17 protein-coding genes are annotated in these 16,140 nt (G+C 60.9%); 8 read left to right on the top strand and 9 right to left on the bottom strand.

The features are described 5' to 3' along the window. Positions 1–378 carry a hypothetical protein gene (locus VF639_RS05400; RefSeq protein ID WP_331144859.1) on the bottom strand — a complete coding sequence of 126 codons (378 nt, stop codon included), beginning with the start codon at positions 376–378 and terminating at the stop codon, positions 1–3. Between the two features lie 49 nt (positions 379–427). Between VF639_RS05400 and VF639_RS05395 the strand changes: the two genes are divergently transcribed. The 7 genes from VF639_RS05395 (at position 428) to VF639_RS05365 (ending at position 4,738) form a co-directional block, all read left to right on the top strand. Further along, entirely contained in the window at positions 428–1,279 is an 852-nt protein-coding gene (locus VF639_RS05395; RefSeq protein WP_331144886.1) for an IS110 family RNA-guided transposase, read from the top strand. Positions 1,280–1,577: 298 nt separating this feature from the next. Continuing rightward, complete coding sequence (locus VF639_RS05390) at positions 1,578–2,261, top strand: hypothetical protein (RefSeq protein WP_331144858.1); 684 nt, start codon at positions 1,578–1,580, stop codon at positions 2,259–2,261. A 65-nt stretch (positions 2,262–2,326) separates the two neighbouring features. After that, complete coding sequence (locus tag VF639_RS05385) at positions 2,327–2,572, top strand: hypothetical protein (protein ID WP_331144857.1); 246 nt, start codon at positions 2,327–2,329, stop codon at positions 2,570–2,572. A 54-nt stretch (positions 2,573–2,626) separates the two neighbouring features. After that, the gene (locus VF639_RS05380; RefSeq protein WP_331144856.1) at positions 2,627–3,319 is read left to right on the top strand and encodes a PD-(D/E)XK nuclease-like domain-containing protein; all 693 of its coding nucleotides are present in this window, start codon (positions 2,627–2,629) and stop codon (positions 3,317–3,319) included. Beyond that, positions 3,310–3,465: a hypothetical protein gene (locus VF639_RS05375; RefSeq protein WP_331144855.1), complete on the top strand. Its 156-nt coding sequence runs from the start codon at positions 3,310–3,312 to the stop codon at positions 3,463–3,465. The genes VF639_RS05380 and VF639_RS05375 overlap by 10 nt, the downstream gene beginning before the upstream one ends. After that, positions 3,462–3,680 (top strand): hypothetical protein, encoded by a 219-nt coding sequence (locus VF639_RS05370; RefSeq protein WP_331144854.1) that lies wholly within the window; start codon positions 3,462–3,464, stop codon positions 3,678–3,680. The genes VF639_RS05375 and VF639_RS05370 overlap by 4 nt, the downstream gene beginning before the upstream one ends. Before the next feature lie 191 nt (positions 3,681–3,871). Then, positions 3,872–4,738, top strand: a complete 867-nt coding sequence (locus tag VF639_RS05365) for an alpha/beta fold hydrolase (protein ID WP_331144853.1) — start codon at positions 3,872–3,874, stop codon at positions 4,736–4,738. 11 nt (positions 4,739–4,749) lie between these two features. On the opposite strand, the gene VF639_RS05360 is transcribed toward VF639_RS05365, so the two are convergent. The 6 genes from VF639_RS05360 to VF639_RS05335 all read right to left on the bottom strand — a co-directional run bounded on the left by VF639_RS05360 (position 4,750) and on the right by VF639_RS05335 (position 14,251). Beyond that, positions 4,750–5,493, bottom strand: a complete 744-nt coding sequence (locus tag VF639_RS05360) for a helix-turn-helix transcriptional regulator (protein WP_331144852.1) — start codon at positions 5,491–5,493, stop codon at positions 4,750–4,752. Between the two features lie 147 nt (positions 5,494–5,640). Beyond that, positions 5,641–7,161: a PKD domain-containing protein gene (locus VF639_RS05355; RefSeq protein ID WP_331144851.1), complete on the bottom strand. Its 1,521-nt coding sequence runs from the start codon at positions 7,159–7,161 to the stop codon at positions 5,641–5,643. Between the two features lie 128 nt (positions 7,162–7,289). Then, a complete protein-coding gene (locus VF639_RS05350) occupies positions 7,290–7,505 on the bottom strand; it encodes a PID-CTERM protein-sorting domain-containing protein (RefSeq protein ID WP_331144850.1) in 216 nt (71 codons plus the stop codon). A gap of 34 nt (positions 7,506–7,539) precedes the next feature. Further along, positions 7,540–12,258 (bottom strand): beta strand repeat-containing protein, encoded by a 4,719-nt coding sequence (locus VF639_RS05345; protein WP_331144849.1) that lies wholly within the window; start codon positions 12,256–12,258, stop codon positions 7,540–7,542. Positions 12,259–12,753: 495 nt separating this feature from the next. Then, positions 12,754–13,410: a hypothetical protein gene (locus tag VF639_RS05340; RefSeq protein ID WP_331144848.1), complete on the bottom strand. Its 657-nt coding sequence runs from the start codon at positions 13,408–13,410 to the stop codon at positions 12,754–12,756. Positions 13,411–13,504: 94 nt separating this feature from the next. Beyond that, positions 13,505–14,251 (bottom strand): hypothetical protein, encoded by a 747-nt coding sequence (locus VF639_RS05335; protein WP_331144847.1) that lies wholly within the window; start codon positions 14,249–14,251, stop codon positions 13,505–13,507. 173 nt (positions 14,252–14,424) lie between these two features. On the opposite strand from VF639_RS05335, the gene VF639_RS05330 reads away from it, so the two are divergent. Then, positions 14,425–14,616: a hypothetical protein gene (locus VF639_RS05330; RefSeq protein WP_331144846.1), complete on the top strand. Its 192-nt coding sequence runs from the start codon at positions 14,425–14,427 to the stop codon at positions 14,614–14,616. Between the two features lie 144 nt (positions 14,617–14,760). On the opposite strand, the gene VF639_RS05325 is transcribed toward VF639_RS05330, so the two are convergent. Both VF639_RS05325 and VF639_RS05320 read right to left on the bottom strand, forming a co-directional pair. Beyond that, positions 14,761–15,603, bottom strand: a complete 843-nt coding sequence (locus VF639_RS05325) for a site-specific integrase (RefSeq protein ID WP_331144885.1) — start codon at positions 15,601–15,603, stop codon at positions 14,761–14,763. Further along, positions 15,593–16,081, bottom strand: coding sequence for an Arm DNA-binding domain-containing protein (locus VF639_RS05320; protein ID WP_331144845.1), 489 nt, complete (start codon positions 16,079–16,081; stop codon positions 15,593–15,595). The genes VF639_RS05325 and VF639_RS05320 overlap by 11 nt, the downstream gene beginning before the upstream one ends. Positions 16,082–16,140 lie beyond the last annotated feature (59 nt).

The following is a 16,140-nucleotide window of genomic DNA, read 5'->3' as shown; positions in this document are numbered from 1 at the left end:
TTACCGCTCCACCTCGGCGCGAGCAGCTTTTTCAACGGCCTGGCTTACGCGCAAGGCCTGCTCGACCAGCGTACGGGTCTGGTCCGTGGTGTCGGTGAAACTAGCCACCAGTACCTCGCCGCAGCGTTGGGCCGCAATGCGGTAGTAGTTATCGAGGCCGTCGGCCTGGTAGTTAATTTCAAAGTTGCCGGGCGTGCCGGCAAGGTAGGTGCGGCGGTAAAAGTCGAATGTGCCATTGGCCGCCATTTCTGGAAAACGGGTGAGGGCGGTGATACCCGGCTGTTCGGGCAGGTCGGCCATGCGCTGCGCGGCGGGGTTGAGGTAGTCGAGGATGAAATCGACGATGTCGGTACCGTTAGGGGCATAGAGGGGGCGCAACAGGTTAACGGCAGTAAGCGAAACGGCCAGCCTCGACACCGTCCAAACCCTGCGCTTTCACGGCAAACCGGCCACGTTCGCCAACGATGCTGCCGGCTTTACCGCGCTTCTGACATGGGCCGCTGCCCACCAAGAGCAGCCTCAGGTGCCCTGCTGGTACGTGGTGGAGGCCACCGGCGTCTACCACGAGGAACTGGCCTACTTCCTGGCCGACCACCGCCAGGCGTTGAGCGTGCTCTTGCCCCACAAGGTCAAGCACTTTGCCCACAGCACCCAGGTCAAGAGCAAAACCGACGCGCTGGATGCGCGCCTGCTCTGCCAGTTGGGCCTGGAGCGGCAGCTGCCGCCTTGGCAGCCCCTGACGCCGGCCATGCGGCAGCTGCGCTTCCTCACCCGCGAGCGGGCGGGCTTGCGTCGGCAGGCCTCGCCGCTGAAAAGCCCCCTGCACGCTCACCAGCACACCTACCAGCCCGACCCGCAAGCCTTGACCCGGCGGCGGCGGCAGCTGGCCTGGCTCGACGAGTTGGTGGCCGAAATCGATGCTCAGCTGGCCCAGGTCGTGGCGGCCGAGCCGGAACTGGCCCGCAAGCTGGCCTACCTGACGGGCATACCGGGCATCGGCTTGGTATCGGCTTGCATCATCGTGGCCGAAACCAGCGGCTTCGCCCTGGTGGAGAACGAGCGCCAACTCGCCTCCTACGCCGGCCTGGACGTGGTACAGCGCCAAAGCGGGGCCACGGCCCGCACGGCGAGCGTCTCCAAGCGCGGCAATGCCCGTCTGCGCGTGGCCCTGTATCTGCCGGCCGTCAGCAGCCTGACCCACAACGTGCAGCAAAAAGCCTTTTACACCCGCTTGCGGGCGCGAGCCGGCCAGCCGGCAAAATCGGCGTCGAGGCCGTGATGCGCAAGCTGCTGCTGCTGACCTACTCCCTCTGGAAGAACGAGTGTCCCTACGACCCCACGCGCCGCCCGGCGAACCAAGGCCCAAAAGTAGCCCCAACGCAGCGGGTGCCGGCCGGGGCTACACAGGATGACCCGCAAAGCGCGGGCCTCCTTCAGGGGAGCAATGATAAAAAAGCGGCTTTCAAAGACAACGCGCCATCACAGTATCTGCCACGATCAGCAATTCCAATAAGCAACCCGGCGAAGAGGCCGGCCGCTGACGGGCCCCACTTTTTCACCTCTTCCTCTTTCTTGTTATGGCTACTGCCACGAAAACCCCAAAAACAACCGCTCCTGCTACCACCACCGCCGAGCTGCCGGCTACGCTCCCCAACCCGCCCGCCTACCTACTGGAAAAGGTAGACGAGGCCACCGGCGAAGTCGTGCAGGTGCCGCGCTTTCGCTATCTGCCCGGCCACCCCCGCCAGATTCGCTTCGATACCAAGGCCGGCCAGTTCAACCGCGGCGGCACTACCCCGCTCGGCTCGTCGCTGTCTTTCATTCCGCTGGCTTGGCGCATCTTCCAGGATGATATTCTAAACATGGGCCGCAAGCTGTGGGCCGAGCTGTTCTACGCCGACGACAAAGGCGCCATCTGCGCCGTGCTCTTCCACGGCTACAGCGTCGAAAACCTCTACCGCCTCATTGAACCACTGTTCTACGACGACCTGACGCTAGCTGATGTAGTCGTTAAAGTGCAGGCCAGCAAGAAAGAAACCACTAAGGACGGCAAAAAGGCGACTTACTACATTGCCGAGTTCAGCTACGAACCCGCGCCCGCCCATGAAGTAGCCGCCCGCCAGGAATTTGCCCGCGACTTTCCCATCTGGCGCCAGGAAACCCATACCGGCGCCGCTGAGGTGCGCATCCAGCACGGCTACGCGGCTCCGGCATCAGAAGCTACCGATTCCGAAGAAACCGAAACGTCCCAGGCCGCCTAAACCGACCGGCCCCCAACCCAGCAGGGAAGGGGGCCACCTAGCTACGCTCACCATATTCGCTACCGATGCCTTGCCCCACCGAATCCCCGCAACTGCTGATAGAGCTGCTGCCCATTGACGAAGCTGAAGCCAGCCGGCTAGACCAGTTAGCCTACCTTCTCGACACCACCGAGCCACTGCGCGACCTACGCGACCTAGCTCCGGCTGTGCGCAACCTGTTTCCAGCTCCCGCCTACGAAGTCGGCTGCGGCAGTGCCCACATCTGGCTGCTCCGCACCACCGACCATCAACGCCTGGCTCTCATCCGCTAACTGCACAACTCTATTGAAGGTGCTCCTAGCTCCTAACTTCTGACTTTTTCTCCCATGTTTCATAACCTCGAACCCTTTCCCGAGCTGACCCAGGCCCAGCACCGCGCCTTGCCCTGCGTCAGCAATACCGACCTCTCCACCCTCAAAGCCGGGCTATTAGGCCAACTCCGGGCCCCTAACCCGCAGGCCTTGCGCTTCGGTGCTGCCTTCCACGAGGCTGTACTAGAGCCCGCCCACTACCTGCCGCCTGCCGATCTGCCGCCCGTCCAAATCAAATTGCTCACGAACCTAGCCGCCGCCGTGCGCCGCCACCGCTACTGCCGCGACCTGCTCTACCGCGGTACCCCCAAGCTGACCCATACCGCCACGCACACCGAAACCGGCCTGACCGTCAAGCTGCGCCCCGATCTGCTGCTCGTCACTCCGCGCCGAAACCGCAAGGTGCTCGTTGACTTCAAAACCACCAGCTGCCGCGACTACGCGCAGTTCGTAGCCACCATCGAGCAGTACGACTACGACCGGCAAGCCGCCTTCTACGCCGACGTGCTGCAAGCCCACCGCTTCCTGATTGTGGGCGTGCAGAAGAAAGTGCCCTACGAAATCTGGCTAGTAGAAGTCAGCGCCGACGAACCCACCATGGCCCAGGGCCGCAAGAAGTACACCCGCCTGCTGCGCGAGTATGCCCGAATTAACCCAGTATATCATTCCGCAGACGCCGCAAAAGCTCTGCTTGCTGCTTGCCTCTGAGAACCCTGTTTTTTCTGTTGCTCGGCGCCCTGATGGTATCCGGACTTTTAGGTCGCCCCGCCGACAGCCGCCTCTATGCCGCTGGCCTGTTGCTCACACTGGCCGCCAGCGCCTTCTTTCCACCACGCAAACCCAACCAGCCATGAACCACACCATTCAGCTATGCCACGACAAACAAACCCACACCGTCACGCTTACCATGTGCTACGACAACGAACCCGACGCCCGCGTGGCCTACCCTCAACTTGTTAGCTCTGCTCTCCGATCAGCACCACGCCTCCGTCGTGGCCGAGGCTCCGCCGTGCACAATCCGCCGCAACGTTACTCATGCCGTTGTGCCGTGCGAAGCTCATCCTGCTAAACCACCACGCTCGCCCGACGAGTCAGTAGTACGTTAGAAGTGCTGTGTAATGCTCATAACAATGGAGCCCGCAACTGAACCTATTTGTTTGGTTGCGGACTCTGCATTTCTCTCCACAGCGGTAGCCTTTTGTTTTCAATCTGCTCCTAAATAAATAATATTACAAGGACACCTTTAAGCTTGTTCCGTTTATGCAGTCCACTTCTCTTTCCCTGGCCTCCGGCGTCACAGTAGCCACCTACGAGGCGGGCAACCCGGCCGGCGGGCCTGTATTCTTCGTGCACGGCAATTCCTTCGCGGCCGACACGTTCATTCGCCAATTCGAGGCTCCCGAGTTGCAGCAGTTCCGCCTGGTGGCAATCGACTTGCCGGGGCACGGACAATCGGCCTGGACGCCGGAACGGTATAGCCTCGGCAGCATGCGGGCAACGGTGGGGGCCGCCGTGCAGGCGCTGGGATTGGAACAGGCCCTGGCGGTGGGGCACTCCTACGGCGGTAATCTGCTGCTGGAGCTGCTGCCCAGCTTGCCGGCGCTTCGGGGACTGATAGCAATTGCGCCGCCGCTGAGCGCAATCTCCGATTTTGCCGAGGCGTACCCGAATGTAGAGGCGCGAAAGCTCTTTTTCGTTGAAAACGTGTCGGCAGGCGAAGTAGAGGCAATGGCTCGCTACGCGTTGGGGCCGCGGGCATCGGCCGAAGAGGTGGCGTTACTGCAAGCCGCCGTTGAGTGCGCCGACGGCCGCATCCGGTCAGAGTTGACGGCCAGCATCGCCGCTGATTTAGGCGACGAGCGCGGGCACGTAGCCCGTACCAACGTGCCGCTCGCTTTCGTGGCGGGTGAGCTGGACGAAACCGTGCTGGCTCCTTATTTTGCTACCCTGACTGCCCCCAGCCGTTGGGGCCCGCCCCTGCACCGGGTGCCCGGCACGGGCCACACGCCGTTTCTCGAAAATCCGCCGGCGTTCAACGCGCTACTACTGCGCTTTGCGGATGCCGTGGTAGCACCCGGCGCAACCAAGTCCGGGAGCGGCACTCAATCCCTCGGCGCAGAATGCTAGGCGCCGCTCGGCTAGAAATACAACTGTAGTCCCGGCAGGTAGCGGGGGTTGGTTTTGCGGTGGATATTGCGCCGGTGCGTGTTGACGGTGTGCACGCTCAGGCACAGTTCGTCGGCGATTTCGCCACTGCTGCGGCCGGCCAGCACTAACGCCAGCACGGCCTGTTCGCGCTGGCTCAGGGCCGGGCGCAGCCGGCTCAGGTCTTGCTCCAGCCGCTGCTGCAGGCGCTCATCGGTGCAGTGAAATGTCACGTCGTCGCTGCGCTTATGGGCACTAATGTCGGTGTAGATACTGGCAATGACCAGCACGTTGCCCTCCTCGTCGGCGTAGAGCCCATAGTTCTGGCGCAGCATCTGCACGTAATGGCCCCGTTGGTGGCGCAGGCGGTAAGCCATGCTGAACACTTGGCCCAGCGTTTCGCTCTTGTACCGGGCCACATACTCGGCCGAGAGCACCGTGCCCCGACCCACCGTTGCGGCATCGTTGGGGTGAATATCCTGGTAGAGGCGCTCCAAGCTAAAATCAGCGGCCGGGTAGCCTAGTACCCGCTCGATGCCGGCGCTGACAAATACCGGCTGTTGGGCGCGCACATCATAAATTAAGACGAACTGGTTGAGCAGCATCTGGCGGGCCAGCTCCCGCACGGCCTCGGCGGCTAGGTGTACGGGTGGCGCGTCGTTGCCGTCGGGATAGACGGTACGCCAGGTACCACGCAGGCGGGCTAGCTCGGGGGTGAGAGGAATGTTTTGGGGCATAAGATTATAGCCGAAAGCGTCTGTCAGTGGCAGCAGTCACCAGTAAGTTCTGACTGATACACTAAAGATATCGAGTAAATGCATACTAATCATATGTTTGCGTATTTACCGGTGGGCGCCAGACCAGGCCAGACGGCCTTCAATTCTTTACATTTTAGGACGGATGCCAGCGCGCACGGACAGGCTGGGTGTAAGCCGCATATGCTTACGGGTAGCGCGCCGCCGCCGCCACAGCACTGCTGGAAAGCGGGAAACGCCACGATTGGAACAGGGCGGTAAGGTTGCGGTTGGCGCTGGCGCAGGACGCCAAGAAGAAGTTATCCACCGCGTCTTGGGTGGTGACGGCGTTGGGGCGTAAGGCCGCCTGCTTCCATAGATTACGAACAAATTGCTCCCCGCGCCATAGTCGCGTCTTAACCTAAAGCAAAAAGAAGCAAATAAATCGGTGGCGCCAAGGCCGGAATTGGGAACCCCTTGGCCGGCACCCAGCGTGTTGGCCCAGTTGAGCGAAGGATTGGCCGCGTAGGTGCTGACTAGGTTTTCCACATTGCTTCTGAACACAAGGAAAGACCAAGGCCCAAACGCCGCACCATTTACGCCCGCCGCTTCCATAGCCATAAAGCGCATGAACACGGCATAGCCGGTAACTACTGGGTCGTTGGCTTTGTAGGCCAGCTGGCCGCTGTAAAACCAAAAATTGCGACCGAATTCATAAAACAAAATCTGATCGTACTGATTAGTGACGTTGATGGCGTTGTATCCAACATCGAAATACGTGCTCTGTAACTCTATTCCGGTAGCACCTAGGTAACCGCAGCCCGCCCCGCAGGTGGTCGGCACGTCGGCAATAGTGGAGCGGCCGTTCAGGTACGTGGGTGCATACGGCGTTGGCTCGCGGCCCGTGCATCGGCGGTAATAGCTGTAGGTCGAGTCCATCACCGTGAGCCAGCGGTACATCGTGGCGCGGTTCAGCGTGGCGCTTCTCGACAGAATCACCACTTTGCTTCCCTCCCAGGCATATAGGTTCAGTGGGGTGCCGTTGAAGCTGGTGTACGCCTGCGGGTACGGTGATAGGCGCACTTGCTTGGTGACACTATCCCGGCCACCTGCGTTGATTGCTACCAGCTTAATGTTATAGATACCTCCCGAGGTAAAGGCGGCGGTCAGGTTGGTTTGGGTTGATGTCGTGGTGCCGAACGACCAGCGGTACGTCGTGTTTGCCCCGACGGTGGTGTTCGTTGCGGTCAGCGTAACGGGCAGGATTTTAGCGTCGCTCGTAGTAAAGGTGAAATTGGCTACTGGCTTGTCAAGTGTAATACTGACGGCCTTAGTAAGGCTATCCTTACCGTACTGGTTGGTGGCCACCAGCTTCACATTATACACCATGTTGTTCGTGAAAATAGCCTCTGGATTCGTAGCTGTTGACGTAGTGCCGTTGCCAAAAGACCAGCTTAGCGAAGTGGCGTTGGTGGCGGCTGCTTGAAAAGCAACGGTAGCAGGGAGGGCGCCCGGGTTTCGTACGGTAAACGAGAAATCAGCTTTCGGCTTATTACCAGTCGGCGTGCTGTGCGGCTTCTCGTCTGGCTTTTCACAGGCAAACACCCCGGCCAGCAGCGCAAGTGCGCATAGGGCAGTGCGCCCATAATGAACGAGTAGATTCCGGCTCATGAGTTGAGCTGCTAAGGTGATTATGACAGTATCATCATTTTTCGGTGCATGCGGGGCTGGCTTTGCTCATCCAGCCCGGCGCAGCAAGAAACAGCAGCCGACATCGGCTGCCAGTAGCGCCGCTTGAGTCAGACAGGGTTACGCCCTTGCCGCAGTCGACGCAGGCCGTAGGCCAAGCCACTAGCCAGCAGCAAGCTAGCTCCTCCATCGAGGGGTACAGCTGTCGGAGCTTGTGGGGTAGGGCCACCCGAGCCCGGACCTTGAGCAGCAACCAAGCCCGCGTTGGCCAGGGGCAGCGCTACCAGAAACCAGCGCCATACGGTTGTTTTACCTGAGTTTTTCATGTAAGGATTACGAAAATACTTGAAGGATAAGGGGTTAGCGCACGACCAAGCGCTGGCCACGTAGGGAGCCCAACGGCCGGGACTGGGCATCGCGCGCGGTGAGGCGCAGCAGGTAAAGGCCGGTACTTAGTCCGGTCGCGGACAGAGATTGACGGGCAGCCCCCTTGCGCACGGGAAGTACGTAGCGTCCCACTTCCCGCCCTACCGCATCGAGCAGCACGGCCTCCAGCGTGGCAGCCGAAGCCGGCAGGCCGGTGGCACTCAGCGTGGTTTCGGCGGCTGTGGGGTTGGGGTAAAGGCTAGCCAGCGTACCCGCCAACGGGCTTCCGGGCGAAGTAGTCAGCACGCCAGCGGGCCGTAGCACCAACGCGAAGCGGCCGGCGTAGGGCGCGCCGGCCGCCACGGCAAATGAGTAGCTGGCCTGCCGGCTCAGGTCGGTAAAGGTGCCCGTCAGGGCGTCGCGCAGGTAGGGCATGAGGGCGCTGTTGGGGGTTGCGAAGTTGACTAGCTCGGTGGCGGTGAGGGTATAAGCGCCAGCCGGGGCGCTCAGCCACAGCGGAATTACCTCGTCGGTGGTGCCCGGCAGCGGACGGCCGTTGATGCTCAGGCCTAGTGGTACAGCATCGGTGCTAGTGCTGGCCAGATAGAACCCATTGGGGTTGGCGAGCTTATCAGCGTCGTAGGCCCCATCGAAGGCAGTGGTAGCCCCGGCCTGCAGGTATACGAAAGCTTCGTCGACGGCCGTGGCGGGGGTGGTCGGCTGACTGCCGACGCCCAAGCTCAGGCGCAGGCGGGGGCGCGGGTCATTGCTGCGCTGCAAAGCCGGCTGCCCGGCAAACGTAGTAGCGCGGTTAGCATTCGTGAGGGCGATGCTGCCGGTGGCTCCGGCCATGCTGGCCCGCACAAAGAAGGCTTGGCCGGCCGGAATCAAGCTGCTGCCCGCCCCAATGCCATTCACGAGCGTGCGGTACCGCCCCGCGTAGGGCCCGGTGCTCTGGTGGATATAGATGGCCGGGTTGACGGCCGTGAGCTGGCCGCTGGTCACCGTGCTCCAGTCGAGCGGGGCCGGATAGGGATTGCCCACCAGATGCCAGCCGGCGTCGGCTCGGCTGCCCCGCGTCAGGCCTCCGAGGGTGCGGGAGCCGGTCACGAAGGTCCCCGTAAAATCGACTAGTTCGGCGTTGCCCAGCTGCACCGTATAGCCCCGGCCCACGGCCAGCGGGTCGGTGGGAGCGGCGGGCGAAAACCAGCCTTTGTCGAACTCGCTCAGGCCGGTGGCCGGCGAGCTAGCCAAGCGGGTTTCGTCGTAACCAAATACCGTCGGGAAGGGCTGCACGGCCGTCGGCGTCGTGCTGGTATTATACAGCTGGTTGAGGGTGGGCGCAAACGTGCCGGTGGCCAAGTCGGCCACGGTGGTGCCGCTCACCGGGGTGCTGTAGTGGCGGTAGCCACTGGCCCCGCTGTTGCCGCTGGCGTCGATGTAGCGCTGCATGGTGCCGGTGCTGCCCTGCACCACGCCCGTGCCACTGTTCACCACCAGGGCCGTGCCGCTGGCATCAGAGAGCAGCGTCAGGGCTTGGCCGTTGAGCACGAGGTTGCCCGCGCCGCCCACTGTCACTACCTGTTGCACCCGCACGGGCTGGCTGAGTGTCAGCAATTGGGCGTTGGTAGTTGTCAGGTTCAGTACCTGGTCGGGCAGGGCGTTGCCGGTTGTTTGCGCGGCCGTGCCGTTGTAAAGGTAGCTGGCCGCGGTCGAGAAGCTGCGGGGGCCGGTGGTGCGCACCGCCCCGGTGCCGGTGGTACTGCTCAGGCCCGCCGGGTCGCAGATTCCCACCGTGGCCCCCGCCGTCAGCGTGAAGCTGGCCGCCCCGGTCAACAGCTGGCAATTGGTGAGCAGCGTACCGTTCACTGTCACGACATTGTTCACTACGGTATTGCCGGCTAGTTGAGCCACGCTGTTGCCCATCACAGTGAGGGAGTTGTAGGTGCCGGCAGGCACAGTGGCAGGGCTCTGTAGGGTACCGGTGCTTATTACTAGGTCGGGGAAGCTGGCGTTTTGGTTGAAGCGCACACTCACGGCGTTGGCCGTCTGGTTGGCGGTCAGAAAGTCCAGGTCGCCGTCGCCGTCTACATCGGTTGTTATAATAACAATTGGCCCGCTGCCTACGCTCAGATTGCCTATGCCGCTGAAGCTGCCGCTGCCGTTGTTAATGCGTACACTCACAGTGTTTGCCTGAAAATTGGTCGAGAGCAGGTCCAGGTCACCGTCACCGTCCACGTCGGCGGCCACTACGCCGCACGCATACGCACCCGAACTGACCGAGGTGGCCGCGCCAAACGTGCCGCGGCCGTTGTTGAGCAGCACACTCAGATTGTTGCCGCCGTGGTTGGCCGTCGCCACGTCCAGCGCGCCGTCGCCGTTGAAGTCAGCGGCAACGACACTCTGCGGCGCGGCGCCCACGGGCAACTCGGTGGTGCCGCTGAAGGCTCCGCTGCCGTTGTTGATACGCACGCTCGCCGTGCTGCTGCCCTCGTTGGCGGTCAGCAGGTCTAGGTCGCCGTCGTTGTCTACGTCGGTGGCTACCACGCAGAAGGGATTGTTGCCTACCGGCACAGTAGTAGTACCCGTGAATACCCCGCTGCCGTTATTGAGGCGTACGCTCACGGTATTGGTGCTGTGGTTGGCCGTGAGTAGGTCCAGGTCGCCGTCGCCATCCACATCAGCCGCTGTCACGCCCCAGGGGCCACTGCCCACGGTCACGCTAGTGGCCGCACCAAACGTGCCATTGCCGCTGCCTAGGCATATGCTGGCTGTGTTGGCGTTCTGGTTGGCCGTCAGCAGGTCCAAGATACCATCCCCATTCACGTCGGCGGCCACTACCCCGAAAGGCCGGGCGCCTACGCTCACATTAGTAGTGCCGCTGAAGGCTCCGCTGCCGTTGTTGATACGCACGCTCACGGTGTTGCTATTGGCGCTAGCCGCCAGCACGTCAGGGTAGCCGTCGTTATTCACGTCGGCGGCGGCCACGCTGAATGGTAAACTGCCCACGGCGGGATTCGACCCACCCCCAAACGTGCCCGTGCCGCCGCTCACGGCCGTCGTAAACTGCCACACCCGGGGTGTAGTCAGCGTGCCGCCGCCATTAGATGTAGCTGCCGTGGTTACCGTAGCCTGCACCGTTTCGCCCGGCAACCAGGCATAAGTGGGCGCGAAGCTGACCGTGCTGCCACTTACCGTGGTGGTGCCGCTGCTGCCTGAGCGCAGCCCGCCCCGCTGCTGGCTGAACACCTTGAGCGCCGCCGTGCTGCCGCTACTAATGGCCTGGTTGAAGGTAACCGATACGGGGCCGGTGGCCGAAGCCGCCCGCACATTAGCGGTCGGGCTGGTGCTGGTAATGGTGAGCGGGGCCGTTACTGTGAAGGTGAGGCCGTTGCTGGTGCCGAAGCTAGTGCTCACAGTGATGTTGCCGGTGATGGCTCCGCTCGGTACCACGACGCCCGTAATCTGAGTGCCGGCTGCGTTGACGGTGAAGCCGCTCGTGACGGTGTTGCCGGTGAAGGCGATGCTGGTGGTGCCCGTTAGGTTAGTGCCCGTCAGGGTCAATATCGTACCCGGCGGGCCTATCTGGGGGCTGAGAGCTGTCAGAGTGGGAGAGGATGAAGTATTCCGCAATACGCTAACCGAGCCACCAGGGCTAACCGTCACGATATCGGACCACCCATCATTGTTGAAGTCAGCGGCAGCTACGCGGTAAGGGGCGCCCACTGGTTTCAACGCCACCGCTTGGAACGTGCCGTTGCCATTGCCCAGCAGGGTGCCCACTGAGCCGCTAGTGTAGTTAGCGGTCAGAATGTCGGCTTTGCCGTCCGCGTTCATGTCGGCTACGGCTACGGCGGTAGGAGCACCACCGGCTGAATACGTTGTGGCAGCCTGAAAGGTGCCATTGCCATTACCCAGCAACACGCCGGCCGTACCGTTGCCCGAGTTGCCCGCTACGATATCAGGTTTTCCATCCCCGTTGAGGTCGGCTACAGCCAGGGTGGTGGTGGCGCTGCCCGTGCCTCCGGCGGCATAGGTCACCACTGCCTGGAAGGTGCCATTGCCATTGCCCAGCAACACTGCTACCGTACTGTTGCTGCTGTTGCTTGCCAGCAGGTCAGGCTTGTTGTCGGCATTAATGTCCGCCACGACAATGCCATCGGTACCGCTAGCCGTGCCAATGCTGTAGGTGACCACGGGCTGCAAGGTGCCCGTGCCGGAATTCAGTAGGACGCCTACCGTACCACTACCAGCGTTAGCGGTAAGTACGTCGGGCTTACCGTCGGCGTTTACATCTGCTACCGCCACTACTCGCGGTGAGCTGTTGTTGCCAGCACCGTAAACGGTTGGCGCCAGAAACCCCCCGCCCGGTGCACCAAACAGCGTACTGGTGGAATGATTAAAATTAGCCGTTACTAAATCGAGGCGGCCGTCACCGTTAAGGTCGGCCGCCGCTACCCCAAAGGGCCCGGTGCCAGTGCCCGCAGCGTAGGTAGTCACGGACTGCAAGGTGCCCGTTCCCGTACTCAGAAGTACACCGGCCGTATTGCTGCCGTAATTGGCCGTCAGCACATCCGGTTTTCCATCTCCATTCACATCGGCCACGGCTAGGCCCCACGGCTGACTGCCCGACCCGCTCGAATAGGAGACAGGCGGCCCAAAAGTGAGGCTTTGTCCGGAAGCCGTATAGGCGTTGGTCAGCAGACCTGACACAAGCAACAAAGCATACCGAAATCGATATCGTTTCAAAAACCTTAAAGCCGTGTTTTTTATGAACAGGCTAATCAGAGTCATTATACCAGTGGCTAGCAGCACCCACGTAAGCAGAGTAAAGCGTTTAAGCATAGCAAGAAGTGTTGAAATTTGAAACGCGACTGTCAAAACCAATTGGGTATAACATCCCAAGTAGTGAGCCTTACACTGCCGTTTCGTTCAGCCATAGGCAGGCTAAATAGAACAAGGCACTACGTTGATCAACCAGCGTGGAACCAGCGGCAACCGCTACTCAGCCGCACGCCAACGTGCGGCAGACTACTGCACAAATTTGTCTGCGATTATTGCAATTCCGCAATACCTATTTTAAGTAAAATTCAGCCTGAATAGGCAGGATGACTTGATGTAGAATAAGCTAAACCGAGGCGTGCTTGCCATAACAGAAAAGGCCAGCTCCTCCACGGAACTGGCCTTTTCACTTTTCGGTAAACGGGCTTACACTATCTCCACTGCCTGCACGACCCGGTTCCCGACCGTATCCGTGAAGGTGAACGTCACTATCTGTCCCTGCTTGGCCTCATCCAGCGTGAAGCTCATCTCGTGGTCACTCTCAAAGTCGTATCCGTAGAGCGAAGAGGTATTGACCAGGTGGTACCGCCCCGAAGGCGAGTTGGCTGATACGGATATGGTGTAACTCCCCAGTACGTTCGGCTGCGCTTGCAGCTTAGTAACGTTCAACGGCGCCTGAGCTACAGGTCCGGTGCTACCACCTGCACCACTAGGCGGTGTGGCCGGCTCGGGCAAGCCATCCAACAGCCAGTCACTGGCCAACTCATTGCCAACGCCATTATCCGGAATCAGGTTGAATAACACCAACTCTTCGCCCGGCGTGGAGCCCGCCAGCGCATTGCTCAGCACATTCAGGTCCAGGTTGCGCGTCAGCTCGGCTGTGAGCAGGGTCTTGGTCGACACGTCCACGTTGTAGGTCTGGTTCAGCTGGTTCATCACCCGTGCCGCAAAAGCAGCGTCCTGCAAAGCCAGGAGCAGCCGTTGGGCATACAGCCGCGCTTTGCTGTCGGCTTTCTTGCGCAGCAAAATGGCCCGTCGCATCCGACGGGTATATTGTTTTTGATATAAAGTGGACTTAGCCATTACTCCGGAAAGTGAGGAAGTTGAAAATTAAAGACAGCTAGCAAGAAAAAACGGCCAGCCGTTACCGACCAGCCGCTTTCCCATTGCCCCAAACCTAGGCCACGTACTCAATGGCCAGTGGGTTGGTGCTGTTGTTATTGAGCGCATAGTACTTGCCGCTCACCTGCTGGTAGAAGTTGATGCCCGCCACGCCCACCACCAATTCTGCATTGGTCGGGGCACTGGCGAAACTGGCTACCATCGTCTGATTGGCCAGCGCGGCACTGGCAAGCGGCAGAATGCCGAGCGGAGCGGCTACCGTAGCATTCTTAAACGTCAGCGTTTCCATGTCCAGCGCCGAGGCGGCGAACACCACCTCAAAGTGCGTGGCTCCCTGCGGAGCGGCAATGTCCGACGCCGGGTTCAGGCTAGGAATGGTCATAGTCACGTTGGCGCCTTCGCCCGTTATTTCAAACGGGAAGTACATGGTTTGCCCAATGCCCGCGCCGGCATTGAAGTTGAAGCCCAGCAACGGAGCCGAGTTGCTGGCATCAAACACCCGCTGCCCCCGTTCATTAACGTCATCCAGGCCGATGACCTCGCGCATCACCTTGGTGAGGCGAGCCGCCACGCGGCTGTCACTGGCCGCTGCAATGGCCACGCGCAACGAGTCGCGCAGCACTTTGCTGTAGCTGGCCGCCAGGCCAAATTCCGCCGCGTTTTCCCGCGTCCGCGCCCGGCTCGGAGCGCTGGCGAAAGCCGCCTTGTTGCTGGCCGGCTTCTGCGAAACTGAGCCATCTTCACGGAAGACCAAGCCGCCCACGGTTCCTTGTAGGCCTAAAATTCCTGTTTGTTGTGCCACTGTGAAAAGTAAGTTGTCGAATGCGCTTGAGTTGCCAATAGCCGCCAGCACCACAGCCTGCATTCAAAGCCAGGGCACTGTTTGTGCTATCGAAATACTTCAAGTAAATTTGACATTGCTACTACGGTGCCCTGTATAGCCCCGTCTATCCTCACATACCCCGCTCCATCCTCGTGCCCCGCATCTGCCTATACCCCAAAGACGTGGCAGGCCTGACCGGCCGCAGCTACGACGCTGCCAAGCGCCTCATGCGTCGTGCCCGCCAAGCCGCCGGCAAGCCCGCCGGTGCCCTCATCACCGTGCAGGACTTGTGCCGCTTCACCGGCCTCGACGCAGCCGAAGTATCCGATGCCATCAACCGCTAGCTAGCCCACTCGGACCGTACTCGGAGGCATGTCGGAGCGTACTGATAGCCTTTGCTCATCGAAACAGCCTAAGAGCTACCCGGCAGCAAAACGCCCAGTCGAAAGCTTGCTTCCAACCGGGCGTTTTCTCTTTCTATTTACTACTTACGCGGCCATCACATTACATACCGCCGCGTCTACAGCTGTGCTAGCCGGTGCAGTAGTCGGCCCGTCCCACGCCGTCCGCATCGCCTGGTGCTGCAACTCCTCAACCACTTGCGCGTAGCGCATGGTATTCTGAATTTTGGCGTGGCCCATCACGCGCTGTAACACAGTCACCGGCATTCCGCGCAGCAGGCTTTGTACTGCAAACGTGTGGCGAGCGGTGTGCATCGTTACCAACTCATGCAGCGGCACGGCCGTTTTCACCACCTGACCGCCCGCCGTGCCCACCACTTCCACCGGGCGAGTCACTCCCGCCAGCTGCGCTATTTTCTTTAAATACCGGTTCATCGGCTGGTTGGCCAGCACCGGCAGGAGCCGGGCGCCGTCGTATTGCCGCTCGGGCACCGCGTAGCGGTCCAGGATATCCGCCGCCAACCGGCTCAGGTAGATGCTTACCGTAGCCCGTGTTTTCGTCTGGATTAGTCGCAGCACCCGGTCTCCGTCGCCATTGGCTCCCAACGCGTGCAGGTTGCCCGCGTGCAGTGCCGCTACGTCGGAGTAGCGCAAGCCTGTGTAGCAGCAAAACCAGAACACGTCCCGCGCCGGCTCCAAGGTTTTGGGAAGCTTCACCGCCACCAGCGCGGCCAGGTCAGACCCGGTTAAATACGTTTTGGCTTGGTCGGTGTACCGCACCTCAAACCGCTTCAGTTCCAACCCCAACGTTAGGCCTCGCTCATCCTGCGCATGGCGCAGAAAGGTTTTTAGATCTTTCAGCACCGAATACACTCCGTTGGCGGATAAGCCGCAACCGGCCCGCAGGTAACTCACAAACTCATCGTGCACCGCCAAGGTATAGCCCCGCCAGCACCAGTCCCTTGCGCCGCGTCTTGCCAAGAAAAGCTCCCAAGTGGTTGCACGCGGTTTTATAGTGCCGCACGGTATGGAAGGCATACCCGCGTCCGCCTATCACATCTCGAAACTCTGCGAAGCGGGTCACCAGCGTAGGTTCCTCCTTCACTACAACGGCCGCCGGATTCACCGCCTCACGCATCAAGGCTACGCTTGGTGCTACGTTCGCGGCCCGCAGTTCCCGGTACCGGTCTTCCAGGCGTCGCATCAGGGCTTTCAAGCCATCATTGGCCGTTTGATAGCCCGGAAACGAGCGCCGAAACTCCTGTTCCTTCTCATTCCACTGGCGCGGCTCACACCGCTCTTTCGTCGAGCAGCGAAGCCGCAGCCCGTTGAAGTACGCCGATACATAGACCGGCACCGTGCCTGCCTTATCCTGCTTATCATGCCGCAGCTCAAACAAAACTTTCATAGGGTTTGAAAAAAGAGGTGGCGTAAGGGGTGGCGTAAGCTTATTGGTAAGTCCAGGTA

This window comes from Hymenobacter sp. (assembly GCF_036387835.1).
Classification (GTDB): domain Bacteria; phylum Bacteroidota; class Bacteroidia; order Cytophagales; family Hymenobacteraceae; genus Hymenobacter.
Note: the sequence above shows the minus strand (reverse complement) of the source record. Positions and strands in the feature narration are given on the sequence as shown.

What these genes read in the sequence shown, in the direction of transcription:
- VF639_RS05320 (WP_331144845.1), bottom strand. Translation starts at nt 16,081, where the DNA reads ATGAAAGTTTTGTTTGAGCTGCGGCATGATAAGCAGGATAAGGCAGGC.
- VF639_RS05380 (WP_331144856.1), top strand. Translation starts at nt 2,627, where the DNA reads ATGTTTCATAACCTCGAACCCTTTCCCGAGCTGACCCAGGCCCAGCAC.
- VF639_RS05365 (WP_331144853.1), top strand. Translation starts at nt 3,872, where the DNA reads ATGCAGTCCACTTCTCTTTCCCTGGCCTCCGGCGTCACAGTAGCCACC.
- VF639_RS05390 (WP_331144858.1), top strand. Translation starts at nt 1,578, where the DNA reads ATGGCTACTGCCACGAAAACCCCAAAAACAACCGCTCCTGCTACCACC.
- VF639_RS05340 (WP_331144848.1), bottom strand. Translation starts at nt 13,410, where the DNA reads ATGGCTAAGTCCACTTTATATCAAAAACAATATACCCGTCGGATGCGA.
- VF639_RS05370 (WP_331144854.1), top strand. Translation starts at nt 3,462, where the DNA reads ATGAACCACACCATTCAGCTATGCCACGACAAACAAACCCACACCGTC.
- VF639_RS05385 (WP_331144857.1), top strand. Translation starts at nt 2,327, where the DNA reads ATGCCTTGCCCCACCGAATCCCCGCAACTGCTGATAGAGCTGCTGCCC.
- VF639_RS05350 (WP_331144850.1), bottom strand. Translation starts at nt 7,505, where the DNA reads ATGAAAAACTCAGGTAAAACAACCGTATGGCGCTGGTTTCTGGTAGCG.
- VF639_RS05355 (WP_331144851.1), bottom strand. Translation starts at nt 7,161, where the DNA reads ATGAGCCGGAATCTACTCGTTCATTATGGGCGCACTGCCCTATGCGCA.
- VF639_RS05360 (WP_331144852.1), bottom strand. Translation starts at nt 5,493, where the DNA reads ATGCCCCAAAACATTCCTCTCACCCCCGAGCTAGCCCGCCTGCGTGGT.